Annotated in this window: 27 protein-coding genes; 9 read left to right on the top strand and 18 right to left on the bottom strand. The window is 31.9% G+C overall.

From position 1 onward, the window contains the following. Window positions 1-43 precede the first annotated feature (43 nt). From gldD to mutY, 4 genes are read right to left on the bottom strand one after another with little or no spacing between them, the layout of a single operon-like run. Window positions 44-616 carry a gliding motility lipoprotein GldD gene (gldD, locus tag Q0921_RS18840; protein ID WP_299259618.1) on the bottom strand — a complete coding sequence of 191 codons (573 nt, stop codon included), beginning with the start codon at window positions 614-616 and terminating at the stop codon, window positions 44-46. After that, window positions 606-1,931: a gliding motility-associated protein GldE gene (locus tag Q0921_RS18835; protein WP_299259616.1), complete on the bottom strand. Its 1,326-nt coding sequence runs from the start codon at window positions 1,929-1,931 to the stop codon at window positions 606-608. The genes gldD and Q0921_RS18835 overlap by 11 nt, the downstream gene beginning before the upstream one ends. A 24-nt stretch (window positions 1,932-1,955) precedes the next feature. Next, window positions 1,956-2,417, bottom strand: a complete 462-nt coding sequence (locus Q0921_RS18830) for a single-stranded DNA-binding protein (RefSeq protein WP_299259614.1) — start codon at window positions 2,415-2,417, stop codon at window positions 1,956-1,958. 43 nt (window positions 2,418-2,460) lie between these two features. Further along, complete coding sequence (gene mutY, locus Q0921_RS18825) at window positions 2,461-3,513, bottom strand: A/G-specific adenine glycosylase (RefSeq protein ID WP_299259612.1); 1,053 nt, start codon at window positions 3,511-3,513, stop codon at window positions 2,461-2,463. Between the two features lie 131 nt (window positions 3,514-3,644). Here mutY and Q0921_RS18820 point away from each other — a divergent pair, with 131 nt between their 5' ends. The 3 genes from Q0921_RS18820 to Q0921_RS18810 all read left to right on the top strand — a co-directional run bounded on the left by Q0921_RS18820 (window position 3,645) and on the right by Q0921_RS18810 (window position 6,306). Then, entirely contained in the window at window positions 3,645-3,935 is a 291-nt protein-coding gene (locus tag Q0921_RS18820) for an HU family DNA-binding protein (RefSeq protein WP_024768281.1), read from the top strand. 292 nt (window positions 3,936-4,227) lie between these two features. Then, window positions 4,228-5,766 (top strand): Rne/Rng family ribonuclease, encoded by a 1,539-nt coding sequence (locus tag Q0921_RS18815; RefSeq protein ID WP_299259610.1) that lies wholly within the window; start codon window positions 4,228-4,230, stop codon window positions 5,764-5,766. 57 nt (window positions 5,767-5,823) lie between these two features. Continuing rightward, window positions 5,824-6,306 (top strand): regulatory protein RecX, encoded by a 483-nt coding sequence (locus Q0921_RS18810; RefSeq protein WP_299259608.1) that lies wholly within the window; start codon window positions 5,824-5,826, stop codon window positions 6,304-6,306. Between the two features lie 44 nt (window positions 6,307-6,350). Here the strand turns inward: Q0921_RS18810 and Q0921_RS18805 are convergent, their stop codons facing one another. From Q0921_RS18805 to Q0921_RS18795, 3 genes are all read right to left on the bottom strand, one after another. Next, window positions 6,351-6,584, bottom strand: coding sequence for a hypothetical protein (locus Q0921_RS18805; RefSeq protein ID WP_299259606.1), 234 nt, complete (start codon window positions 6,582-6,584; stop codon window positions 6,351-6,353). Between the two features lie 68 nt (window positions 6,585-6,652). Continuing rightward, the gene (locus tag Q0921_RS18800) at window positions 6,653-6,883 is read right to left on the bottom strand and encodes a class I lanthipeptide (protein ID WP_299259604.1); all 231 of its coding nucleotides are present in this window, start codon (window positions 6,881-6,883) and stop codon (window positions 6,653-6,655) included. 138 nt (window positions 6,884-7,021) lie between these two features. Next, window positions 7,022-8,719 carry a helix-turn-helix domain-containing protein gene (locus Q0921_RS18795; RefSeq protein WP_299259602.1) on the bottom strand — a complete coding sequence of 566 codons (1,698 nt, stop codon included), beginning with the start codon at window positions 8,717-8,719 and terminating at the stop codon, window positions 7,022-7,024. Between the two features lie 327 nt (window positions 8,720-9,046). On the opposite strand from Q0921_RS18795, the gene Q0921_RS18790 reads away from it, so the two are divergent. From Q0921_RS18790 to Q0921_RS18780, 3 genes are all read left to right on the top strand, one after another. Continuing rightward, on the top strand, window positions 9,047-9,244 hold the full coding sequence (locus Q0921_RS18790) for a hypothetical protein (protein ID WP_299259601.1): 198 nt from the start codon (window positions 9,047-9,049) through the stop codon (window positions 9,242-9,244). A 99-nt stretch (window positions 9,245-9,343) separates the two neighbouring features. Then, the gene (locus tag Q0921_RS18785) at window positions 9,344-10,324 is read left to right on the top strand and encodes a hypothetical protein (RefSeq protein WP_299259599.1); all 981 of its coding nucleotides are present in this window, start codon (window positions 9,344-9,346) and stop codon (window positions 10,322-10,324) included. A 381-nt stretch (window positions 10,325-10,705) separates the two neighbouring features. Then, window positions 10,706-10,870, top strand: a complete 165-nt coding sequence (locus Q0921_RS18780; RefSeq protein ID WP_158597060.1) for a hypothetical protein — start codon at window positions 10,706-10,708, stop codon at window positions 10,868-10,870. Window positions 10,871-10,931: 61 nt separating this feature from the next. Here the strand turns inward: Q0921_RS18780 and Q0921_RS18775 are convergent, their stop codons facing one another. From Q0921_RS18775 to Q0921_RS18755, 5 genes are all read right to left on the bottom strand, one after another. After that, window positions 10,932-12,317: a S41 family peptidase gene (locus Q0921_RS18775; protein WP_299259597.1), complete on the bottom strand. Its 1,386-nt coding sequence runs from the start codon at window positions 12,315-12,317 to the stop codon at window positions 10,932-10,934. A gap of 169 nt (window positions 12,318-12,486) precedes the next feature. Then, window positions 12,487-13,626: an AraC family transcriptional regulator gene (locus Q0921_RS18770; RefSeq protein ID WP_299259595.1), complete on the bottom strand. Its 1,140-nt coding sequence runs from the start codon at window positions 13,624-13,626 to the stop codon at window positions 12,487-12,489. A gap of 70 nt (window positions 13,627-13,696) precedes the next feature. Beyond that, the gene (locus Q0921_RS18765) at window positions 13,697-14,563 is read right to left on the bottom strand and encodes a cupin-like domain-containing protein (RefSeq protein WP_299259594.1); all 867 of its coding nucleotides are present in this window, start codon (window positions 14,561-14,563) and stop codon (window positions 13,697-13,699) included. A 145-nt stretch (window positions 14,564-14,708) separates the two neighbouring features. Further along, on the bottom strand, window positions 14,709-15,815 hold the full coding sequence (bioB, locus tag Q0921_RS18760; protein WP_299259593.1) for a biotin synthase BioB: 1,107 nt from the start codon (window positions 15,813-15,815) through the stop codon (window positions 14,709-14,711). A gap of 102 nt (window positions 15,816-15,917) precedes the next feature. Beyond that, on the bottom strand, window positions 15,918-17,090 hold the full coding sequence (locus Q0921_RS18755) for a beta-ketoacyl synthase N-terminal-like domain-containing protein (protein ID WP_299259591.1): 1,173 nt from the start codon (window positions 17,088-17,090) through the stop codon (window positions 15,918-15,920). A gap of 145 nt (window positions 17,091-17,235) precedes the next feature. On the opposite strand from Q0921_RS18755, the gene Q0921_RS18750 reads away from it, so the two are divergent. Both Q0921_RS18750 and Q0921_RS18745 read left to right on the top strand, forming a co-directional pair. After that, window positions 17,236-17,673 carry a cytochrome c oxidase assembly factor Coa1 family protein gene (locus Q0921_RS18750; protein ID WP_299259589.1) on the top strand — a complete coding sequence of 146 codons (438 nt, stop codon included), beginning with the start codon at window positions 17,236-17,238 and terminating at the stop codon, window positions 17,671-17,673. Between the two features lie 26 nt (window positions 17,674-17,699). Beyond that, window positions 17,700-18,722, top strand: a complete 1,023-nt coding sequence (locus Q0921_RS18745; protein WP_299259587.1) for a hypothetical protein — start codon at window positions 17,700-17,702, stop codon at window positions 18,720-18,722. 61 nt (window positions 18,723-18,783) lie between these two features. On the opposite strand, the gene Q0921_RS18740 is transcribed toward Q0921_RS18745, so the two are convergent. The 6 genes from Q0921_RS18740 to Q0921_RS18715 form a co-directional block, all read right to left on the bottom strand. Further along, the gene (locus Q0921_RS18740) at window positions 18,784-19,551 is read right to left on the bottom strand and encodes a hypothetical protein (RefSeq protein WP_299259585.1); all 768 of its coding nucleotides are present in this window, start codon (window positions 19,549-19,551) and stop codon (window positions 18,784-18,786) included. A 133-nt stretch (window positions 19,552-19,684) separates the two neighbouring features. Beyond that, complete coding sequence (gene bioA / locus Q0921_RS18735; protein ID WP_299259583.1) at window positions 19,685-20,950, bottom strand: adenosylmethionine--8-amino-7-oxononanoate transaminase; 1,266 nt, start codon at window positions 20,948-20,950, stop codon at window positions 19,685-19,687. Continuing rightward, window positions 20,947-21,573: a dethiobiotin synthase gene (gene bioD / locus Q0921_RS18730; protein WP_299259581.1), complete on the bottom strand. Its 627-nt coding sequence runs from the start codon at window positions 21,571-21,573 to the stop codon at window positions 20,947-20,949. Before bioD ends, bioA begins: the two co-directional genes overlap by 4 nt. A 29-nt stretch (window positions 21,574-21,602) precedes the next feature. Beyond that, complete coding sequence (locus Q0921_RS18725; RefSeq protein ID WP_299259579.1) at window positions 21,603-22,766, bottom strand: pyridoxal phosphate-dependent aminotransferase family protein; 1,164 nt, start codon at window positions 22,764-22,766, stop codon at window positions 21,603-21,605. A gap of 136 nt (window positions 22,767-22,902) precedes the next feature. Next, window positions 22,903-23,352 (bottom strand): KTSC domain-containing protein, encoded by a 450-nt coding sequence (locus Q0921_RS18720; protein WP_299259577.1) that lies wholly within the window; start codon window positions 23,350-23,352, stop codon window positions 22,903-22,905. A gap of 118 nt (window positions 23,353-23,470) precedes the next feature. Beyond that, window positions 23,471-24,811: a DEAD/DEAH box helicase gene (locus Q0921_RS18715; RefSeq protein WP_299259575.1), complete on the bottom strand. Its 1,341-nt coding sequence runs from the start codon at window positions 24,809-24,811 to the stop codon at window positions 23,471-23,473. A gap of 66 nt (window positions 24,812-24,877) precedes the next feature. Here Q0921_RS18715 and Q0921_RS18710 point away from each other — a divergent pair, with 66 nt between their 5' ends. Continuing rightward, window positions 24,878-25,426 carry a GNAT family N-acetyltransferase gene (locus tag Q0921_RS18710; RefSeq protein WP_299259573.1) on the top strand — a complete coding sequence of 183 codons (549 nt, stop codon included), beginning with the start codon at window positions 24,878-24,880 and terminating at the stop codon, window positions 25,424-25,426. Window positions 25,427-25,443: the final 17 nt, after the last annotated feature.

Genomic DNA, 25,443 nt, shown 5'->3' with positions numbered 1-25,443 from the left:
AAGCAACAATCTAGTATGTAGAAAAATTAACGAACGTTTAGCGTTATTCTTTCCATTGAACAGTCTCCATAAAATGAATAATATCATTTCGCAAGTATTTTGCTGCTGGAAGAATAGAATCATAGTTTGGTTTCACCTTAAAATAAACAGAGCCAGACACAAAATGATTAATACTATCTGTTACATAAAATTGACAAGAAGAAGCAGCATTTCCTGTTACTTCAAAAATACTTCCGTAAACATTTTTTTCTGGTAAGATAAAATCTTTTTGATCTATTCCATCAGCTTTAATATAATGTTCTTGTGTAAGATTTTGCGCATCTCTTAATAAAGAATCGAGATTATTATTTACATTATAATAAGAGATATACACTGTAGCATTTAATTTTGGATAATTAATATTATACCAACATCTCTTATTATTTTTTGCTCTTTCGAACACCGAAATACTATTTTTTTCAAAAACATAAGAGCAATCCAGTAACGCCTGTTCATATTTTGGAGCAGGATAAGCAAGCCTTAACATTCCTTTGGGTTTGGGCAACACCTCGCCTCCACAAGAACACAAAGTACACACAAGAATACCTACTATAAATTTACTAAGTCTACTCTTCATTAATCGTTAATTTTATCCTTTTAATTCGTTTGTTGTCCAAGGATTCTATTTTAAATATATATGACTCTACCGTAATTATATCGCCTCTTTTTGGAAAGCTACCGGATATCTCTAATAACAATCCAGCAATAGTTTCCGCATCTCCTTTTTTGTTCTCAAAAACAGAATGATCTTCTAACTTAACTACTTTATAAAAATCCTTAAGTGATGTTCTTCCTTCAAAAACATAGTTTTTATCATCTAACTTAGAGAATATCAAATCCTCATCATCAAATTCATCACTAATATCCCCAACAATTTCTTCAATAATATCCTCTAATGAAATTAACCCACTTGTCCCACCATACTCATCTACCACAATGGCTAAATGATTTTTTTTATCTTTAAAATCATTTAATAAATCATCTAATTTCTTGTTCTCTGGAACAAAATAAGGCTCTCTTGCCAAAACGACCCAATCAAAGTTTTTATGATTAATATAAGGCAACAAATCCTTTACATAAAGAATCCCTATTACTTTATCAATACTATCTCTGTATACTGGAATACGAGAATACCCATTTTTAATAATTTCTGGAATAATTTCAGCATATTCCATGTCTTGATTTAGCGCAAAAATATCAATTCTTGGTTTCATGACCTGTTTGGTATCCGTATTCCCAAAAGATACAATCCCCTCCAGAATTTTTTTCTCTTCTGAAGTTGTATCTGTATCAGAAGTTAGCTCCAGCGCCTGTGATAATTGATCCACGCTAATATTCGATTTCTGTTTACCTAATTTATTATGAATGCGTATAGTTATACTCCTCATTGGTAAACTAATAGGAGTAATAATCCAATCCAACACTCTTAATGGTCGTGCCATAAAGTTGGCGAATTTCACTTTATTTCTACTCGCATATATTTTTGGTAATATTTCTCCGAATAATAATATAAGAAATGCTACAACCACCACTTCGACAACAAATCTTACATCTACCCAACCCCACCATACAATATCCAGCCCCTTAAAATAGATCTCTCCTAATGTATCAAAAAGTAAAACAATAGCAATATTAATAAAGTTATTTGCCACCAATATTGTAGCTAATAGTTTCTTGGGTCTGCTAAGTAATTTCGAAATTATTTTTTGGTTTACAGTAGGATCCTCACCTTCTAGCTTTAGATCTGATGGAGTAAGCGAAAACAATGAAACCTCACTGCCGGATATGAGGGCAGAACAAATCAATAGTAATATAAGGACAAGCAAATTAATTACCTGCATAGAATCAAAAGCAAATAACAAAATAAACAACGGTTCGGGATCAGGGTCCAAATTATATCTGTTTAGTTAAACATATTAAAACGGAAGATCATCTTCTTCCATTTCTGTGGGTGAAGATGAAACCGATTGCGAACTATCAACCGAAGGCTTATGTATGCCTGGTTGTTTTTCTGCAATTATTTCAGAGTGCTGACCTTCAGTTTTTGGAGTTAAAAATGTAAAATCAGTACACTGTATTTCTGTACTATATCTATCTTTTCCTTGATCATCTTGCCACTTTCTGGTTTTAAGACGACCTTCTATATATACTTTATCTCCTTTTTTAAGATATTTTTCGCAGATTTCTGCTGCTTTATTTCGCACTACAACATTATGCCATTCTGTAGAAGTCACTCTATCTCCTGTAGTTTTATTCACATAAGAATCATTAGTTGCTAGCGGAAATCTACCAATACAGTTTCCTCCTTCAAAATAATGCATCTTTACTTCATCACCCGTATGGCCAATAAGCATTACTTTATTCAACGTTCCAGACATACTCTATATTATTTATAGTAAATGTAATAAAAAAGCATCATACCTAAAAAAAGCTATCTATAAAATTACCTAATAATATAGGAACCGGATATTCGCGAATTTTCTCTATTTCCACTAGATCCAATTCACCATTCATTTCAGGTTTTTCATCCATTTTTACAATGTAAAAACGAGTATATAAATGCTGATGGGATAGTTTATGAATTTTAAACTCATCCTTATAAAGCGTAATATCATAAGATTTAGCATTTATTAAATTTTTAAAAATATCGTGATCCTTTATATAAGTAAGGTCTACATCATTATCACTTTCTATTAAAGGGAATTCGTATAAGTTTTGCCAAATTCCTTTACCTATTCTTTGTCTTATAATTGTTTGTTGGTTTTTTATAGAAAATATCAAATAATTAAAATATCGCTTCTTGACTTTTAATTTTTTAAGCTTTACTGGCAAGGAAGCAACCGTTCCTTTTTTTAAAGACTCACAACTGTCGTTAATTGGGCAGACAATACAATATGGACTCTGAGGTTTACATTGTAACGCTCCAAACTCCATAATTGCCTGATTATAAGTTGCCGGTTGTTCAGGATCTATAAACTCAAAAGCAATTTTTTTAAATTCCTTAACACCTTGTGTACTATTAATAGGAGTATCAATATTAAAATATCTAGATAAAACTCTATAGACATTGCCATCGACTACTGGAACTACTTCATTATAACATATAGAAGCAATAGCACTAGCCGTATAATCACCAACCCCTTTTAACTTTAACAGGTCCTTATAATTGTTGGGAAAAACACCATTAAGATCATTCGCGATGAATTGCGCAGTAGCGTGTAGGTTTCTGGCTCTGGAATAATAACCTAATCCTTGCCATAATTTTAGCACTTCTTCTTCTTCTGCATTTGCTAAATCAAAAACAGTAGGATATTGGCTGGTAAATGACACATAATAAGGTAATCCTTGCGCAACTCTGGTCTGTTGAAGTATAATTTCGCTTAACCAAATGCAATATGGATCTATAGTTTCCCTCCAGGGCATCGATCTTTTGTTTTCTAAGTACCACGAAATGAGTTTTTTAGAGAAAATCATAATGAAAATATAAGTTTTGTAAAATTAAACCTTTAAAAGATGATAATTTCATCTTAAGTATTGATTTTTTGGATTTTAAATTGCTATATTTGCCCCCTTGAAAATTTAAAAACCCCTAAATAGGTAATATAATGACTAAAGCAGATATTGTAGCAAAAATTTCAGAAAAACTAGGAATTGAAAAAGGAGATGTTCAGGCAACTGTTGAGACCTTTATGGAAGAAGTAAAAAGTTCTTTAGAGAGCGGTGATAATGTGTACCTAAGAGGTTTTGGTAGCTTTATCATCAAGACAAGAGCTGAAAAAACTGGCCGTAACATTTCTAAAAATACTACAATTAAAATACCTGCACATAATATTCCTGCTTTTAAGCCGGCGAAAGTATTTGTGGAAGGTGTAAAAACTAACGTAGAAGTTAAGTAAAAAAAATTAATAATCAATAAACAGACGCACTATGCCAAGTGGTAAGAAACGTAAAAGACACAAGGTAGCTACGCACAAGCGTAAAAAGAGAAGAAGAGCTAATCGCCATAAGAAAAAGTAGTTTTCTAACTACTTTTTCTATTTAAGAATGTTCTTTGAAATCGAAATAGAGTATCTTATATCTCTACCTTTATAAGACTTTGTTTCAACGGAATTATTAAAATTCCTGTGAATAAAATTTGTTTAATCCATCTGTCTCGAACATATCGAGGTGGATAAAAATCTAATCAGAGTGAACAAAGAATTGATCATTAGATCTGGTTCCTCTACTGATTTTGCCTTATTAAAAGATGGAAAACTAGTTGAATTACATAAGGAAGAAGACGACAGCAATTTTGCGGTAGGTGATATTTTCATTGCCAAGATCCGTAAAGCTGTCCCTGGTCTTAATGCCGCATTTGTTAATGTAGGCTATGAGAAAGATGCATTTTTGCATTATCATGATCTAGGTCCTCAAGTATCTTCTTTACTTAAATTCATTAAACGTGTAAGCACAGGTAAATTAAGAGATTATTCTCTAAAGGATTTTCCTTTTGAGAACGATATTGATAAACACGGAGTTATTACAGATGTGTTAAAATCAAATCAATCGCTATTGGTACAAATAGTAAAAGAACCTATTTCTACAAAAGGTCCTCGAATTAGCTCAGAGCTATCGATTGCTGGTAGATATATTGTTTTAGTACCTTTTTCTAACCGAGTTTCTATTTCACAAAAAATAGAATCATCAGAAGAAAAAGAACGTCTGAAAAGACTGGTAAAAAGTATTAAACCAAAAGGCTTCGGAATTATTGTACGTACAGTAGCAGAAGGCAAAAAAGTAGCAGAACTAGATAGAGATTTACAAAATCTAGTGGAACGCTGGGAGTCAATGTGTAAAAAATTATACAAAGCACCCCATCCATCAAAAATTTTAGGTGAAATGAATAGAGCATCCTCCATATTACGAGATGTCTTTAATGATACTTTCACTTCTATTGTTGTAGACGAACAAGATCTCTACAACCAAATCAAAGATTATCTGCAAGAAATTGCACCAAAAAAAGAATCAATCGTAAAGTTACACACGTCAAATGTACCTGTTTTTGAAAAACACGGTATCGAACGACAAATCAAAACAAGTTTTGGTAAAACAGTCTCCATGAGTAAAGGAGCATATCTTGTAATCGAACACACTGAAGCAATGCACGTCATTGATGTAAATAGTGGAAACCGATCTAACAAAGCCAAAAATCAAGAAGACACTGCTCTAGAGGTCAACCTTATCAGTGCAACCGAAGTAGCCCGCCAACTACGTCTTAGAGATATGGGAGGTATTATTGTAGTCGATTTTATAGACATGAATAATGCTGATAACCGCAGAACGCTCTTCAATCACTTACGTGAAGAGATGAAAGACGACAGGGCGAAGCACAAAATTTTACCGCCAAGTAAGTTTGGCTTGATTCAGATAACGCGACAGCGTGTACGACCAGAAATGAATATTAAAACCCGTGAGGATAATCCTAACGGAGGAAATGGCGAAATTGAGGCGCCAATAGGTTTAATAGACAAAATAAAGGTCGATTTAGAAAAACTAATTAAAAAAGAACATAAAAAGTTAACGCTTAGTGCGCACCCTTTTATTGCAGCTTTTTTAACTAAAGGATTTCCATCCGCCCGATCTAAATGGTTTATAGACCATAAAAGATGGGTAAAAGTAATACCTAGAGACGCTTACACGTATTTAGAATATCATTTCCACGATAAAGACGGAGAAGTGATACAATAAACTAAGCCCAACTTACATATGTAGGTTGGGCTTTTTTTGTTTGCTATATTTGCGCTCATGTATCAAAAAACACCACAATCCATAACCGTTACAGAGGCCTTAAAAAAAATGGAGCATTATTGTGCTTATCAAGAACGCTGTCATAAAGATATCAAGGATAAGTTAAGCTCTATGAAACTGATTCCTGAGGCAAAAGAAAAGATCATCTTACATCTTCTGGAACATAATTTTCTTAATGAAGAACGCTTTGCTAAAAGTTTTGCCAGAGGAAAATTCAGAATTAAGAAATGGGGTAAACAAAGAATTGTTAGAGAATTAAAATTTAGACAAATCTCTGAATACTGCATCAAAATGGCCTTAAAAGAAATTCCTGAAAACGAATATTTGGAAACTTTTCATGAGCTCGCCGAAAAGAAATTTGCTACTATTTCTGAAACAAATGCCTTTAAGAAAAGAAAAAAACTAATTGATTATCTCCTTTATAGAGGATGGGAAAATCAACTAGTTTTTGAAAAGGTTAATGAGCTTCAAAATAATTAATAAAACAGTAAATCTTCTACTAGTACTGAAAATTAATTATACATTTATAAATCACAATTACATTTTGTCTGCTCTTCTGTAGGTCTATTCCCTACAGTAGTAGTACCAATCACAGTAACTGTTCCACAAGTGTCACCATATTTTGTCACACATTCTGCAACTACTGATTCCTCCTCTAATACTAAAATGCTTCCTCCTATAACCAAAATCTTATTAGACAACTTAGCAATAGTCAATTTATCCAAATTTAATCTCCCGTTTACTTTTCTTTTTTTCATTCTATCTTAACACTAAATTTTTATTAAATATCATTGCAAGTAATGTCTTTGAGCAATAAATCATAAGTTTATATCTCACAATTACATCTCGTCTGCCCCTCTGTAGGTCTACCTCCTCCAGTTGTCGGACCAATCACAGTAAGGGTACACTGATCTACTGAAGGCATACAACCTTCTGTATATATTGGTCCATTAGCAGTACAGTTATTACTACCTCCTTTAATTGCTGCTGAATTTGATAATTTTGCGATCGTCAATTTATCAAAACTCAATTTCCTTTTAATTTGCTTTTTTTTCATACTGTTCTTCTATTTTTGATTGCTTCCAATACAAACATAAAGATTATTTCTTGTCAGTATGTGAATTGATTCAAAACAGTACTCGTTTTTCCGGAAAAACGAATTTCAAAAATCTGACTATGAACGTTTTAAAAAAAACTAACCTTGTTCGTGTTTTTCTAATTGTTTTATAAAATAAGAAGGATGAATTCCATTTTTTTTATAAAATGCTTTAGAAAAAACCTCCGTACTATTAAATCCTGTTTCCTGAGCAATTGCTCTTATAGAGTACTTTTTAAATTTTCTATCTGTCTTTAATTTTTCAACTGCATATGCTATTCGCAAATCATTAAGATAGGAATTAAAATTTTTCTTCTTATACCTATTAATTACTTTGGATAAGTATTTAGAATTGGTATCAAAACTTTTAGCTAAACTATTAGTAGTTATATTTCGCTTTAAGAATTCTGATTTAGATTCAAATTCTTCTAATCTAACTAATATTGCTTTAATTAAGGTTTCATCGATGCCGATTGTATTTTTTCCCTCGATTATTAAACCTTCCTTGTTTAGATTTTTATCTGGATTTGCTGCATTATATAGTTCATTAAATCTTTTCTTATACTTTTTATTTTTCACATAATTGTATCCCAAAAACAGAATAGAGATCAAACATAAAGTTATGATTGAAAGCATCCAAAACAGAGAAGATTGATTTTCTTTTTCTAGTGAATTAATAATCTGTTGTTTTTCGGCTATTAACTTTGGAGTGTCGTAGTTTTGAATTACATTTTTAATTAAATATTTATAGTTGCTATTTAAAACACTATCCACTTTTAGTAATCTTTCAATATATTTTAGTTGATTATCTGTGTCATTTATTTCTTTATAATGATTGATCAAAATTTCATAACTCTTTCTACTCTCTGGAATTATCTGTGGACTTTTCTGGAAAATAACATCTACCAACTTATGCTCTTCTATAGCACTCTCTAACATACCAATGGCTGCATATGATTTTCCTAAGTAATAATGTGCTTGACCAAGATTAGCCAAATCATGAGTCTTCTTCAATAAATCAATAGCTTTTACTAAACTATCCTTAGCAACTATATATTTTTCTTTACTAAATTGGTTTATTCCTTCATTGAGAATAAAATAGTGTTGAAAATCTGGACGTTCTAATTCCAAAGATTCTTTATAACCTAAACTATTTACTACAGAAGCAGAATCCAATATTTTGTTAAAATTGTATGATTCCGAAAGTGCAAAAAGTAATTCCAAATATTGTTCCGGCGCATCTTTTTTATATTTAGAAAAAAAAGGATAACAATCTCTTAAGTTCTTCAAAGCCGTTTCATTCTCTCCCATCCATCCTTTTAATATTCCTATACTCTTTTTACTGGAATATTGAAGACCTATATTATCATATTTCTTTGCTTCCTCGTTTACCTTAAGAAAATAATCAAAGGCTTTTTTAAAATCTCCATCATTGAAGTATACTACTGCCTTCTGTCGATACGAATAAATTGGATATTGAGGTGAATTCCTATTTTTAGTAAATGAAATAATGGTATCACTATACTTATGAGAAATAGCACTTTCGCTGATTAAGGATATTAAGTAAAAACCATGAATTATATTAGTTGTATCATTATTTTTTCTTGCCTTTAAAAGATACTTATGGGCGTATTCTTGAGCTTTTATCGTATCCCTTTCGTTTTCATAAAAAGCTTTTGACAAATATTGATAACTATCTTCTAAATTATGAGACGTGGGATATTCTTGAAAAGCAATTATATGGTTAATATATAGAAAAAAAAGAAAAATTTTAAAGAACGACCTCTTATAATTCATTTGTAAAACAAATTTTAATAAAAACTAAACCTTTATCTGTACTATTAAACGGTAGGTAAAGATATTATTATTTGTTTTTATCAATTTACACATGCAAAAAACCTAAAATACTTGAAAATCAGAATCTTGACAAAACAAACAAACAATCGATATTCTTAGAATATCTAGTCGATTTTCCGGAATGTCATCATATAGCACTTGTTAATAGATTATCTCTCATTCTATATTTACATCAATCAAAACAAACATTATGTTACAAATCGACATATAGCTTGAGTGTCTATAAATAATTCAAGAATTCATTCATTTTTTTCAAGTATTTAAATTATGAAAAAAACAATTTTAAGTTTTGGAAAAGTTTTAACCAAAACACAACAAAAAAACATCTATGGAAGCGGAAATCAAACTCATCAACAATGCAGATGTAATGGGGCTGGGGTAATTATTAATCAACCATGCGAAGGAGGCTATGGTGGTATAGGATGTGGAGTAGTAGATCATAAACCAGAAGCATTACATTTCTAGGTTTTAAAACATTTAAATCTAGATCCCAATAGACAATAGTTCATAAACATAAATTCTGAATCTCTATTAGCATTTAGACAAAAAATCAAAAACACTTTTATGAAAACAATATCATTTTTGAAAATAGCGGCTATATTACTTATTTTATCTCTTTTTGCTTCCTGTTCTACTAACGAATTAGAAAATTTAGAATCTCAAAGAAATATTTCAGATGTTCAATTTGAAGAAGCAAAAACCTTGCTTGAAGAATATTCTATTTCTGTTAGAGAGAATATTAAAAATTTCGATGATTTAAACAACGAAATTTCCAAAACAACAAACCATCATGAAGAAGACGATAACGTATCCATATTACCAAATGTAATTTTGGATAATGAACTTATCGCCAGACAAGTAGTATATGTAAATAATTTACCGGGGCAATTTAACACATACTCTTCTGATCATAGAAGCTTTTTTATCGAATACATTAACGCATTAGGAAAAAGCTATGATAATGAAGTTCTCAATACTATTGAGGAATACAAAAGCAAATTAGAAACTCAGAAAACATCTTTATCAGAAGATGCTTATAAAGAATTAGATATGCTCTTATATGCCTCAGAACTTGCTTACAACAACTATCTTGAATTAGATAGTAAATCACTCAATGCGAGTTCTCAGTTTTCCAGTAAAGGAGGCTTCTGGGACTGTTTTGCAGGTAAGGGTAAAACTATTGGAAGAGGAATTGCTGGTGGTGCAATTCTAGGAGCTATTGGCGGTGGTGTTACAGGTGCTCTTGGGGGAACCGTTGCCCTACCGGGCGTGGGTACAGCTACTGGTGCGGTAGGAGGAGCTGTCTTTGGTGCTGCATCCGGAGCTGTAAGAGGAGGAATACTAGCAGTTGCTTGGGCAGCCGCTGATTGTGGGTTACAAGCAAGTTTATACAGAATGTCTTTAGAAGAATACATGGAAGAGTTTGGTCCTGTTAATGGTCCCAAATATTTCGAACCGTTTGCAAAAATTTATTTAACCCCAGCTGACTCACCAAAAGAACTTCTCAAATATGGTGAGCCAAGTATATTCCCATTAGGGTTTTAGGTAAAAAACGATGCTTAAGTCTAACGCTTTAAAAAGCTTTACAGTAATTTATATTATTGCCGTTTTCTTATTGTTTTTTTATTTGTTCTTCTTTTCTGAACGATCAGACAGACCTATAGCTATTGAAACAATCCTAAACAATATATATTCACCAAGCCTTTATTTAGCAATACTCTTTGCTACTATTGGAACAATATTATTATCGTATCATTTAATTAAATATAGTTTTTTCCATAAGGAATAAAATCATTTTTAAACTTCAATTTTTCTAAACTATTCATGCGAGTTCAATCTCGATAATTATTACAAAATATATTTAAAAGACATAAACCCTGAGTGTCTCTAAAAGTTCAGGAGATAAGAATAAACAAAGATTAAGATATGTTAAAACAAATTTCTGAATTAGGAAAAACACTAAAAAGTAAAGAATTAAAAACAATCAATGGTGGGGGAGGTCCAGGTGCAAACACTTGTCGTACCGAAATGGATTGTGACTACGGAAGAGGAATATGTAATGGATTTTACTGCATTTACGAAATGGTATAATTCTTTTACTAATAATCCCGCAATCAGTAATTGCGGGATTATTTTTTTACAAATAAAACTATCAGTTACCAATACTTAGTAATTCAACCGCTCGATCTATTCCACTATCCTTTTCCTCATTAAAATCATCATTGGAAAACAGCGGAATATTGTTCTCTTGACTTGGCCCAATACCCACTCCTTCATAAACAACTCCTTGAGCATCACTATACACTTCATTAGACAAACCTACTGATGCTCCATTTGGCAATACATGAACCAAAATATCAGAAAAAACACCATTTGTATTATCTCCTACGATAGTTACATAGGGTAAATCTTTCATACAAAGTGTGAAAATTTCTGCAGCACTAGCAGTTAATGGACTTGTTAGTAATACAATGTCATCCGTAAACTGAAAATCTCCTTTAGGGGTTACAGATATAGAGGTGGTTTCTGTAAAACTATTTCCTAATCTAGCTTTTTTAGAAAAAGCAGGGCGTTCTTGATCCACAAATCGCGATGCTATTTCTACAGATACCATATCATATCCTCCTCCATTAAAACGAGTATCTATAATCAATTTAGACACTCCCGAATTCTTAAAATCATTCATCATTCTGTCTAAAACGGCATTCAGCGTTTGTAACTCTGTACTTTCATCAGCACTATAACCTTCCATACTAAGAATATTAACATATCCAATATCATTATTTAGCAAACCCCAGGCAATATTTTCGCTTTCATCTATCTCGAACTCTCCTCCAAAATATTTTAGTGTTATCACCTCAAATCGTTGATTATATAGTCTATCATAATCTTCTCCTGAATCAATTGTTAAATCTCCTGTTAATCCTGCATTTAATCGCTCTAATAAACCAGGCAAACCAGCATCTATACTAATATTATTTTCTTCATCATCAATTGCAACATGACCATCATTTAACAATAAAACTAGTTCACCAATAATCTGATAAAAATTTTCGGAAGTTACCTGTTCTCCCAAGTTTTCGTATTGTGACCAATCCACATTTCTTGTTTCGAAAAAAGCATAATAATCATTGAAGATATTCCAGAAATGATCAAAATTCACTTTTGGATCCTCTGTTTGGGAAATTTGATCTGCTAAACAAAACTCATTTTGATTTTCAAGTCTTGTAAATTTAAGATCCGATGCTATTAATTCTGAAGCACCTATTAATTCATTAACATTAACTACATCAAATTGAAAACCTGCAAATTCTTCTTCGTTAAAATTTTCATCGGCAATTGAACATCCATAGGTATTCACATTATACAGGATATCCTGATCATCTGTAAATTCAATTATATACCCTTTATCGGCTGCCAACCAAAATCCATTTTTAGTCCCTTCTACTATTATTGGCGTATCATCATCGGATTGACATCCTATTACAAACACCAAAATGAAACCTAAAAAATACTTTTTTAAAAAATCTAAAATCATACTATTCCGTTTTAAGAATTACATCACTATTGACAATTAAAAAATCAATCAGTTGCATGAAGTTATAAAGAAAGATAATAGTCTATAAATCTAAATAGATAAACACAGCTTCTGATTGGAGTCAAAACTAGACAGTAAATAGAGAATCAATGTTCCGAAATATGAACATTTAAAAAATCAGTACCTTTTTCTGATTCGTTTTAAACTGGTTTGGAGTTAATCCTGTTTCTTTTTTAAAAGAAGTATAAAATGTAGTTTTAGACTTGAAACCCGCTTCTAATCCTATTGCTAATAAGCTATATTTATCAAACTCCTCATTGAGTATCATATCTTTTACCTCTTTTACACGATATGAATTAATATATGCCGTAAAATTCTTTTTAGTAACGTCATTTACAATTTGGGAAAGATAACCAGAGCTTATATTTAGAGTTTCTGCAATCATTTCTTGATTCAAATTTGGGTTGCGATAGATATAATCTTTTTGTAACAAACTTTCTAGTTTTTGGAAATATACATTGTTCTTAGAAAATGAATGTTGAGAAACTGAAATCTCCGATTTTTTTCTATGTACATCATTATGGTCAACACTAATAAAGCCCTTTTGTGTATTCGTGAGTTTTAATGAATAAATTCCATTATATACAATCCAAAAAATAAACAAAGATGCTCCAGAACATATTATAGAGATACCAATTTCATAACCTATCCCGAAAATCATATCAGTAATATCAACCAGAATCCAGGAAGCGACTAATACAACCTCCCAAATACATAACCTTTTTAACCATTTACCATTTTGGTGGTCTACATATTTTTTGTTTTTAAGAATACTATATGCCCAAATTGCAATCACAAAATTAAAGGAATAATAACCAAACTCTTGGATATTAAAAACCCAACCATAAACTAACTCTTTATATTCCCATGAATACGAATACCATCCATAAGCGTACTCTAGATTAAAAACAATATTTATGATTACAGAGAATGAAAATGGGATATATAATAGAAAAAGGTTCTTGTTTTCTAGTAGATTATGATCTATCGATTTTAGTATGTAATGAAAGAAAAAAACTGGAAACAAAAATATCCATTCTATATCATATAAAATCAAGAGTTTAGGATATTGCTGATATATCTCCAACGTATCTAGATATACATTAAACATTAAAAAAGCCAAAATTAAAATTGAATATCCTAAATATTTATTCGTTTGGCTTTTAAAATATGGGGAAAGTAAAATAGCAAAACCAAAAAGAAACCCTTGAGAAGCACTTATTAACAAAATAATATTCACAAATTCCATGCATAGAGATTATATGATCTTCTTTTTATAAAGACAAAAAGAAATCAAAAAAGTTGCAAGGTTTCTCTACTTACAAATTACACCTCTTGTTGGTTCTCTTGATAGCTATTTCATTTTTATAATCCATCCATTTCTGACCACCAATCCTACGCATAGCATTATCAAAATACCGCATAAAGAAAATATTGTATGCTGCTTTGTTCATATTTCCTAATCTCGTAGCCATCGCGCGAATACTCATAGAAAACCCTGGTGTGAGATAGGTCATTTGATGCCAGTATCCTTCTGGCATATAAAGTGTTTCGCCGTGTGTAAGATTCGCTATATATCCTTTAGCTTTTTTAAGGGCAGGCCATTTTTCTAAATCAGGATTTGTAAAATCAATGTCCTGATGTGCAATTAGCGCGTGAGGTACTTTATATAAATATTTAGTTTCAGATGGAGGAAATAATATGCATTGTTTCTCTCCATGAAAATGAAAATGAAGAATATTCCCCAAATCAATATCATAATGCATAAACACCTTAGAACCCTGGCCTCCAAAAAAAAGATACGGCATTTTTTTTAGTAATCTTAAACCAATTTTAGGATACTTATAATCTTCCCTAAGCTTTGGTACTTCTTTTAGTAAATTATATAGAAAGATTCTGTAATTAGTAGGCTTTGAGTTTAACAAATTCACATACTCGCTCATTTTCATACTTGTATGTGGTTCGTTAAATTTAAATTCAGAATTTATCGGCCTATCATCAAATAAAGGCACCTCTTTATCACCAGCTACCTTATTAATATACTCTAGGTCCCATTTCTTATATGCCGGCCAATCTTCTATTAATTTCCGAATAACCACTGGTTTCTGTGGTATAAAATATTCTTTAAGAAATTCTTCTTTGGTGATTGACTCAACTCTTGGTATTTGCTCTAAATTTAATTCCACTGACTATGAAAGCCCATTATGGGCACTTATTAAAAAATTGATTAATACCATTTGGCATAAAAAATAGTTAACATCACGGTTTGTTAAATTTAAAGTTCGCAAAACAATATCAAGATTTTGTGTTATCAAAAATTTCTACTATTGTTTATCGATCTCTATAAACAGTTTCTTTAGCTTTCTGCTTGGCAAGTTCATTTTTTTCAATGGTATGATCGGGTCTTGACCATTTAGGCTTTTCTCCTTTTGCTTCATACTTAGAATCTTCTGCTTCTATCGTATCAGGTTGAGCCTTTTTAACAAATGGTTTTTGAGGATTTAATCCTAATTTCTTAAACATTGCCATATCCTCATTTACATCAGGATTAGGAGTTGTTAATAATTTATCTCCTGCAAAAATTGAATTTGCGCCAGCAAAAAAGCACATTGCTTGTCCTTCTCTGCTCATTTCTGTTCTTCCTGCGGACAATCTTACCTGTGTTTGCGGCATTACAATTCTAGTTGTTGCAACCATTCTAATCATATCCCAAATTTCTACAGGCGTCTGATCTTCCATTGGTGTACCATCAACAGCAACTAGTGCATTAATCGGCACCGATTCTGGTTGTGGATTCAATTTAGCCAAAGCCACTAACATTCCTGCTCGATCTTCGGATTTCTCACCCATTCCTATGATACCACCGCTACATACAGTTACATTAGTTTTACGAACATTATCTATTGTTTCTAAACGATCTTCGTAACCTCTGGTAGAAATTACTTCTTTATAGTATTCTTCTGATGTGTCTAAATTATGATTATAAGCATACAAACCAGCTTCTGCAAGACGTTGTGCCTGATTCTCTGTAATCATTCCTAAGGTACAACAAACTTCCATTTCTAGTTTATTGATTGTCCGTACCATTTCTAATACGTTATCGAACTCAGGACCATCTTTTACATTACGCCAAGCTGCTCCCATACATACTCTAGAGCTTCCTGAAGCTTTGGCACGTAATGCTTGTGCTTTTACTTGCTGTACACTCATCAAATCATTACCCTCAATATCTGTGTGATATCTTGCCGCTTGTGGACAATACCCACAATCTTCGGGACACCCACCTGTTTTAATAGATAATAAAGTAGATACCTGTACAGTATTAGGATCGTGATATTCTCGATGAATTGTTGCTGCTTCATAAAGCAACTCCATTAATGGTTTATTATAGATATCTAGTATTTCCTGCGATGTCCAATCGTGTCTAATAACGCTCATAAAATTAATGGTATGTGAATTTTCAAAAGTAATTGTTTAAAATCAAAAAACACAAATTAGCTTTATCAAATTCGATAGTTTTAATAACAATCTATCTTTATTCTAATTCTTTTTTTCTGGCAGCTCTAATAAAATACTAACGGCATTTCCGCCAAATCCAACAGCATTGACTATAATTTTACTCAATTTTTTGGGAATTTTTTTATGCTCTATATAAGGGACTGGTATAAACTCTTGATGTTTCATCATTAAAATAGCCAGTTCCATACTCAGAATTCCACTTGCTCCAAAAGTGTGACCAATTTTCCACTTATTAGTTGTTAATGCGGGAAGTTCTTTACCAAAAACCGCCTGAATAGCATTATACTCTGCTTCATCACCTTTTACTGTTCCAGGAGCGTGTAAAACTACAGCGTCGATTTCATCTAAGCTGTTGGTCCCTATAGCCATTTTCATGGATCTCTGAAAACAATCCGCATTAGTAGATATTGATATATTATGTGTTAAAGGTTCGGTAGCATACCCAATACCTGTTATTAACGCTAAGGCATTCTCTTTAATTCCATTTTCAAGGCAGGCAATACCCGCTCCTTCTCCTAAAAACATAGAGTTTCTAGTTTTATTTGGGCTCATTGCTTGACAAGGATAAGCTTCCTTAGTAACAGAAGCATATATCTTTAAAGCTTTCATCTGAGCAATGGTAAATGGAGTCAATGGAGCTTCACTTCCTCCTACCAAAAACTTATCACTTAAGCCCGATTGAAGCCATGCAATACCATTCAATACTGCATGCAAAGCCGTAGAACATGTAATAGAATGACTAATATCTGGACCTTTAGACCTTAAATCTTGAGCAATCCAAGAGGATATATTACCCAAAGTAGTTGTAGGTGAACTCAACGTAGAAGATTGGTTTGTCTGTAAAAATTCTTTATAATACTTTTCAAAAAGACCTGTTGCTCCTCTAGAAGAACCAACATTAATCCCGAAATTAAATTCTCCTTCCCACTTTGCTTCTTTTATGGCATTTCTCGCAGTCAAAATCGCAAATAAAACAGAATCATCTAGAGATGCGTACTGTGAACTTTCTTCTTTAAGTTTTTCAATTTCTTGCTTTGCTACCGAATTTAATTTAGCAACAGGAGCTAAACTACCTGTAAAATCTTCAAAAGTAATCTTATGGGATGATTCTTTATATAAATTCCAAATCTCCTCGGATGAAATACCTAAAGGAGAAATAGATGAAATTCCAATTATGGATACAGGATTTTGCAACACTTAATTTTTCAACAAATGTAGGGGTTTGCTAAATTTTGTTCAACTGAATATGTTTTTTTTTGTTTAAATTATAAACATATTAGTTGTAACGAAAATAATGATTTCCAGACTTATATGATAAACTTAATCTGAACAAATTATTATGGAAGAATATACACCAAAAAAAAGTTGGTTTAGTAGAAATTGGCCTTGGGCAGTGCCTTTAGGAGGCTGTCTTACGTTAATCATCATATTTTTTATCTTTTTAGGCTCTGTTATATTTGGAGTTTCCCAAGCATTTACAAACTCGACGCCTTATCAAGACGCACTTGTAAAAGCGCAAGAAGATGAATATATTGTTCAAATGTTAGGAGAACCAATAGAAACTAATGGTATAATGAGTGGTAGTCTAAACTTTGAAAACAATGAAGGTTCCGTGGATATTTCTATTCCGATAAAAGGTCCTCAAGGAGAAGCTAGGATCTATGTATTAGGCACAAAACAGCAGGATAGTTGGACATATTCTGAGCTCTATGTAATATTAGAAGAAACAAATGAACAAGTTGATTTATTATGGGGAGAAGGTCAAAATAATGAATGATTTTTTTTAATTAAAAAAAGCAGTTTATGATTAAAAAATTAAACATTACTAATTCAATTATTACATTTGGATCTCCTTTACTGATCATAATTTTGATGATTGCAATTACGAAATCAAAATTATTCGTATTAAACCCAGAAGCTTTATCAATAGGTGTTACTGCTGATCTTCTTTTTACAGTTCCTTTTATTTATTTTCTATTGATAAGAAAAAAGAACGTCCCAAAAATCACAGTCTTATCATTATTTATTTTGGGAGTTGTAATAACAACTTTTATTATACCCAAAGAGAACCAGTTATTTTTGGATCAAATTAAAACTTGGTTCTTACCTTTTTTAGAAATTGGCGTGTTTACTTTTGTCTTGTTTAAAGTAAGAAAAGTTCTAAAATCATATAGGCATAATAAAAAAGAGGGTAGTGATTTTTTCTCTACTTTAAAAGTTACTTGTAAAGAATTATTACCTGAAAGGATAGCCATCTTACTTCTCATGGAAATAGCCGTTTTCTATTATGGTTTTATCTCTTGGAAGAAAACTAAATTAGGTAGTAACGAGTTTTCTTATCATAAAAACAGTGGCACTATTTCTATCTTAATGGCATTAATTGTAATAATTGCAATAGAAACATATGTGCTACATATTCTTCTCGGCAGATGGAATATTATAGCAGCCTGGATAGTAAGTGGATTAAGTATCTATTCTGGAATTCAACTTTTTGGATTTCTAAAATCAATGTTTAAAAGACCTTTTTCTATCGAAAAGAACACAATTTATTTACGATATGGAATCTTAAGCGAAGCTACAATAGATATCAATAATATAAAATCAGTAGAGATTTCTTCAAAACCTATTGAATTCAATGATACTAATCGGAAACTATCTCCGTTAGGCGAATTAGAAAGTCATAATATAGCTATCCATGTAAAGAAAGAAAATCCTATAATCGGACTTTACGGAGTTAAAAGAAAATTTAAAACCCTAGCATTTTATATTGATAAGAAAGAAGAATTCAAAGCTCAATTAGATAAAAAAATTTCGTTATCAGAATAAAAAAAGAGATTAGTGAATTACTAATCTCTTTTCTAAATTTTTTTAAGAATATTAAGTTACTCTATTGCTTGTAACTATAATTTACGCTATAAACAGAAGCTGTCTCTTGGTCTACAATCACTGTAATAATAGCAGAACTAGGATAGTTATCGGCATCATAAATATAATCAATCTTTACTTCTCCTTCTACTTCTCCAGCTTCATTTTTGTAAACGATAGACTTAATATTATTTAACGGAAATAATGCCCGAGCTCTCAAGATTTCAGAGCTTTGTGGCATCATACTAAAATTTAACTGAACTCTATCTAATACTTCAATTAGACCAGCTGCCTCAAATGTATAGAAATACGGATTCGGAGTAGCATCATATGCTATAGTAGCAGTAAACTCTTCTGTTATCTCTTCATAAAAACCAGTTGTCTCATTATACTCATAACTTTCCTCAAACACTTTTATAGAAATTGGATTACCACTGTTATCATATTCTAATACATCTCCTGTTTCAAAAACATCATAAGGATCTTGATACAACTCGCTTAAGCTAAAAGGTTCACTCCCGCCCGTAACAGTTGATAATTCGTTATTTTCATATACCAAAACACCCGTATCGGCTCCATTAGATACACTTGTCACCCTATTATTAGCGTCATAGTTAACTGTAAACACATAATCATCTTCATCGATCTGCGCCGAATTAAATTCGACTCTTTCAATTAATTTTTTAGCAGTATCACCATTTGCGTTATCAAATTCATCAGTTACAGAATCACTGTCGCAACTGGCTAAAAGAGTAATTGAAATTGTGGTTAAAAATAAAAGTTTTTTCATAGTAAATTAAATTGGATTTTTGTTCACTTTATTAACCAGGTAGTATACCAGGTCTATTCTTAATAGTATCAAAAACCTCACATTTGTTACCTTATAATTCCTTGTATTTACAAATTATTTTATAACCTTTTGTTTATAAAGAAGATAAAAGCATCAGAATTGTGTCATAAATTTTATGCAATTGATCCTTTGTTATCACATAAGGTGGTAATATATAGATGGTTTTACCCAAAGGACGAAGGCAAACTCCATTTTTCATAAAATGATCGAAGATCTCATATCTTTTTTTACCATAGCGATCCATTTCTATATCAAGATCCAAAGCATATATAACTCCTTTTTGTCGTGTAGTTTTTACTTTGGGATGGTTCTTTATTTTAGTATCAAAATCTGTATGGGATTTTATAATAGTTTGAATGTTTTTCTGAATCTCTTCAGAACCTAAAAGTTCAATCCCGGCAATGGCCACGGAACATGCTATTGGATTAGCAGAATAGGTATGTGCATGAAAAAAAGCCTTACCAACAGAATCATCTAAAAACGCATCATATATTTCTTGTGTACAACTAGTTACAGCCATTGGAACAAAACCTGCTGTCAAAGCTTTAGACATAGATATAATATCTGGTTTAGTTTCTATGTACTCTGAAGCAAAGTTTTTTCCGGTTTTACCAAAACCTGTCATTACCTCATCGGCAATAGTGATAATACGATTTGTGTTACAGATTTGAAGAATTTCATTTAAATATTCCGCTTCAAACATATGCATGGCATTTGCTCCCTGAACCAATGGTTCATATATAAATGCTGCCACATCATATGTAGAAATAATTTGTAATAATTCTTTTATAACCTCACTAAAATTTTCCTTATTTGGAGTTGGAATTCGCTGTACATCTATAAAAAAATCCTCAAAAGGACCGTTATACACTGATAATCCAGATGCAGACATGGCTCCAAAAGTATCTCCATGAAAACCATTATTGAAGGCTATAATCGTATTTCTTTTTTCTCCTTTATTAAAATGATACTGCAATGCCATTTTAATTCCCACTTCATTTGCTGTAGAACCATTATCAGAGAAGAATATTTTTTCTTGATTGTGCGGTAATATTTTGATCAATTCTTCGGAAAGATGAATCGCTGGTTCGTGCGTAAATCCAGCAAATACAATTTGATCTAGCTTTCGCATTTGCTTATTTACCTTTTCTATAATATATGGATTACAATGCCCATATATCGCAGTGTACCAAGAGGCGATTCCGTCTATATATTCTTTCCCCTCATCATCGAATAACAAAGCCCCTTCTGCCTTTGCTATGGGTAAAGCATCTGGATGAATTTTGTGTTGTGTAAGTGGATGCCAAAGATGTTTTTTATCCCTTTCTCTTAGATTCATAGCGCTTCTAATTTATCTATAAACAATGATGCATATTCCTTAACTACCATTGTATCAAAATAAGGCTCATTATCAATTCTACCTATAATGTTAGCTTTGGTCATTTTTTTAATAATAGCCTCTGTTGTTAGATGTTCATCTCCACTAAAAACAATAGCTGGATCGAATCCTTTCTCCTGTAACAACTTTACTGTCATTAATGTGTGATTAATACTGCCTAAATAATGTCTAGAAACTACAATCACTTTATAATCTGAACCTATGAGATCTAAAATAGTATCTTGCTCATTAAGCGGAACCAATAATCCTCCTGCTCCCTCAATAACGATATCATTCTTAGTTTTTGGAATCTTAATGGCATCGATGTCGATTACAACTCCATCAATATCAGCAGCCGCGTGAGGACTCATTGGCGTTTCTAGTGCATAACTGTTGGGGTGAAATTTAGAATTAGTATTACTCACTAATTCCTTTACTTTATCCGTATCAGAATATGATAAATCTCCAGCTTGAACAGGTTTAAAATAATCAGCTTGTAACGCCTCAACTACAATTGCCGAAGCTACTGTTTTACCCACATCCGTTCCGATTCCTGTGATAAATATCTTTTTTGAATTTGCCATAGCCCTGTGAGAAATGATAATGTCTCTTTTTAATTTTGAACAAAGGTAGCTAACAACTCTAAAACTTCTACTATTTCTTCTTTTGTATTATAAGAATGTAAACAAAAACGCAATCGTTCTTTTCCTTCAGCAACAGTAGGAGAGAGGATCGGTTTTACATCAAATCCATTATTTTGAAGATTTAGTGCTACCGCTTTTACTTTCTCATTACCGGAAATTACACAACAATGGATCGAAGAATTACTTTCTATAAAAAATGACTTTAAATTAATTTCCTTCACTTTTTGATTAAAAAAGTAAATATTGCTTCTCAGTTTTTCGATTTCTAAAGTTTTTGTCAATTCTATATACGCAGCTTGAATAACCGCAAGTGAATGCGGTGGTAAACCCGTTGTGTAAATAAAGCTTCGAGAAAAGTTCACTAAATAGCTTTTTAACACTGAAGATCCTAGGATTACTGCTCCGTGACAACCTAATCCTTTACCAAATGTATGTATTCTGGCAAAAACCTGATCTTCTAATCCTAATTCCTGAATAAGCCCAGCACCTTTATCGCCAAAAACCCCTGTTGCGTGAGCTTCATCCACTATAAAATGATAGTCGTTTTCTTTACATAATTGAGCAAAACTATTTAGATCAGGAATATCCCCATCCATAGAAAACACAGACTCGGTAACAATATAGATTTCGATAAATTCCGTGTGACTTTTATCGTTAGGTAAAGCTTGTCGAAGCCTTTTTTTTAGATCTTCTATATCATTATGAGCAAATTTATATGATCTTGCATTGCTCATTGTAATTCCATCTCGTATAGAAGCGTGGATAAATTCATCATATAAGATAATGTCACCTCTTTGCGGAATTGATGAAAAAAAGCCAACATTAGCATCGTATCCAGAATTAAATATCAATGCCGATTCTACATTATGAAAATTTGCCAATATCTCTTCTGTATTGTAATATAATGCATGGTTTCCCGAAAGTAAACGAGATCCCGTAGCTCCATTTTGATAAATCCCTTTTTCTTCTAATGCCTTATTTGCATTATCAAAAATCACTTTTAATCTAGAAAAACCTACATAGTCATTTGTAGCAAAATCTATTAAATTATTTCGTTTAGGAAGACTTCGCAATCCCTTATTCTCTTTTCTATTATCAAGTTTTTTTTGAAGTTTCTTTGGGAAGCTTTGCATAATAACAAAAATACATAATACTATTTAACCCAGATAATTTGGATTAACTTACTATTTTCATTGAGCACAAAAAACTGGAACTGCTTCTCTAAAATATAGTGTCACAATTACAGCTTTATATATCATTTTTCGTGCACTAAGCCATTTCTAAATCTTTCTTTGATTTTCTATATAAGTATGAATTAAAAATGCTTCTTTTTGCAAATCTAAATTGCCTGTCAGAATTAATTAATTTCACATATACCTTCTTAGGAACTCCAAAATATTCATAAGTAGTACCATCTAAAAATGAAACCTCTAATAGTAATCCTTTGTGTTGAAAATCTGCTATGCCTGATTCAGTTATAGTCCGATTGTATTCTTCTTGATTAGCTGCTTTTGTTTCTGGCGCTATACTTACCAAGAAATGATATCCATCTATGATTTTGCGGCTTTTTTCTTCTGCCTCTTCCTTCATCGAATCTCCCTCCATAAATTTATCCGGATGCCACTCCTTTACTAAATTTCTATACGTAGTTTTTAGTGTTTTAAGATCTATTTCTTTTTCAACAGAAAACAACTTCTTGTATTCATTAATACGCTTCATAAACAGGTTTTTTCTAAATCAGGCGCGAAACTACGTGTTTTAATTTTAAAATAGCATTTTTTGCTTATAAAGACGCTTACATTCTTATAAGAATCAATGAGATATATAGAAAAAGGGGTTACTTCTTTTTCTTTTTAGTGGTTTCTGACTTCAGAGAGGTAATATTCGTTTTTTCTACTAGATGATTCGCTAATATTTTCTCAATCAATTCCTCTTTTGTCAAGTGATGAAAAACAGTTTTAATTTTTTCTTTAAACTCTGTAGATACTTCGTGATTAGGTTTAGTTTTAAATATTTTTTTAGCCCATAGAAGTGTATTATTCTCTTCTATACTCTGAGCATCTGCTTTTTCAAACTCCTTAAAAGTAATTCCCAATTCCTCTGTAAACTCTTCTAAATCTTCAATTTCTTCTTTTTGCAATACAGTTAATGATAATCCTTTCGCTCCAGCTCTTGCTGTTCTTCCGCTACGATGTACATAAGTTTCATACACATCTGGCAAATGATAGTTTACCACATACGATATTTCTTTTACATCAATTCCTCTAGCTGCTAAATCAGTAGCAACAAGGATATTAATATGCCCTTCTCTAAACTGTCCCATTATTCTATCTCGTATAGGCTGTGATAAGCTTCCATGAAGTGCGCCAGAAGAGAATTTATTGATGGCTAGGTTTTTCGCTAGTTTATTAACCGCTGCTTTTGTTTTGCAGAAAATGATACCTCGTTCACCTTCTCTAGCACTAAGAAAATGCATTAGAACCTCCAATTTCTCTATAGGTTCTACAACCACATACTGATGATCAATTCCTTGATGTCCCAAAGTTTCCATGTCCGCACTTACCTGAATTACGTGTTTGGACATGTAATTCTGGATCAATTGCTTTATAGTTCCTGGCATTGTTGCGGTGAACAAAATTGTTCTTCTTTTCTTTGGTAAGACCGCTACGATTTCATCTAATCCTTCTTTTAAAGAACTAATCATTTCATCAGCCTCATCTAGAATAAGGTAATCAGCACTTTTTATATCAATCTTATCTCGTTTTATTAAATCAATTAAACGCCCTGGAGTTGCAACCACAATATGAGTGATATTTGTTAAGCGTTCTATTTGTGGTTTAATAGGAATTCCTCCGCATATCGAAGCTATTGATATCGTAGGTAAATACTTAGAAAAAGACAGTAGATTATCATAAATCTGTTGTCCCAATTCTCTTGTTGGAGCAAGGATTACTGCTTGAATTTTTGGGTTATCCAAATCAATCAATTGTAATAAAGGCAACCCAAAAGCTGCAGTTTTTCCAGTTCCGGTCTTTGCTAATCCTACAAAATCATCTTTCTTTTGTAATAAAACAGGGATTGATTTTTCTTGAATATCGGTAGGGATAGAAAAGTTTAAGTCCGCTAAACTCTTTTGCAAAGGAGCGGCAACTCCTAAAGTAAGAAACTGATTTGACATAAAAATATTTTTGGCAAAGATAGGTGTATAATCCTATCTTTATATCTAAATACTAAAGTTAAAAAGATGGCTATTCAATACCTAAAATACGCAACAGTCACATCTGATAAGGAGTTAGAACAAATCCTTCTACTTCAGCAAAAAAACCTATCCGTTTCAATTTCATCAGAAGAGAAGAAAAAAGAAGGTTTTGTTACAGTAGAACATGATTTTAACATCCTAAAAAAGATGAATGATCAACAACCTCACATTATTGCTAAAGATCGGGATAAGGTTGTTGGCTATACGTTATGCATGACTTCAGATTTTGGTAATGATATCGAAGTTCTTAAACCGATGTTTAAGAAAATTGAAAACTCATTAGATCAATCCAACAAGTATATCGTGATGGGGCAAGTTTGTATTGATAAAGATTATCGCGGTCAAGGTATTTTTAGAGGTTTATATAAACATATGAAACTAGAATTACATAAGAAATATGATCTACTGATTACTGAAGTAGCAGCAAATAATATACGTTCACTAGGAGCTCACAATGCTATTGGTTTTAAAGATCTTATGGTTTACGAAAGTGATAACATAAAATGGCATCTTATTTATTGGAACTGGGAATAAAAAAAGCTTTTAGTCTA

Source organism: uncultured Aquimarina sp. (assembly GCF_947496855.1).
GTDB lineage: Bacteria > Bacteroidota > Bacteroidia > Flavobacteriales > Flavobacteriaceae > Aquimarina.
This window is presented reverse-complemented; position numbering and strand designations above follow the sequence as displayed.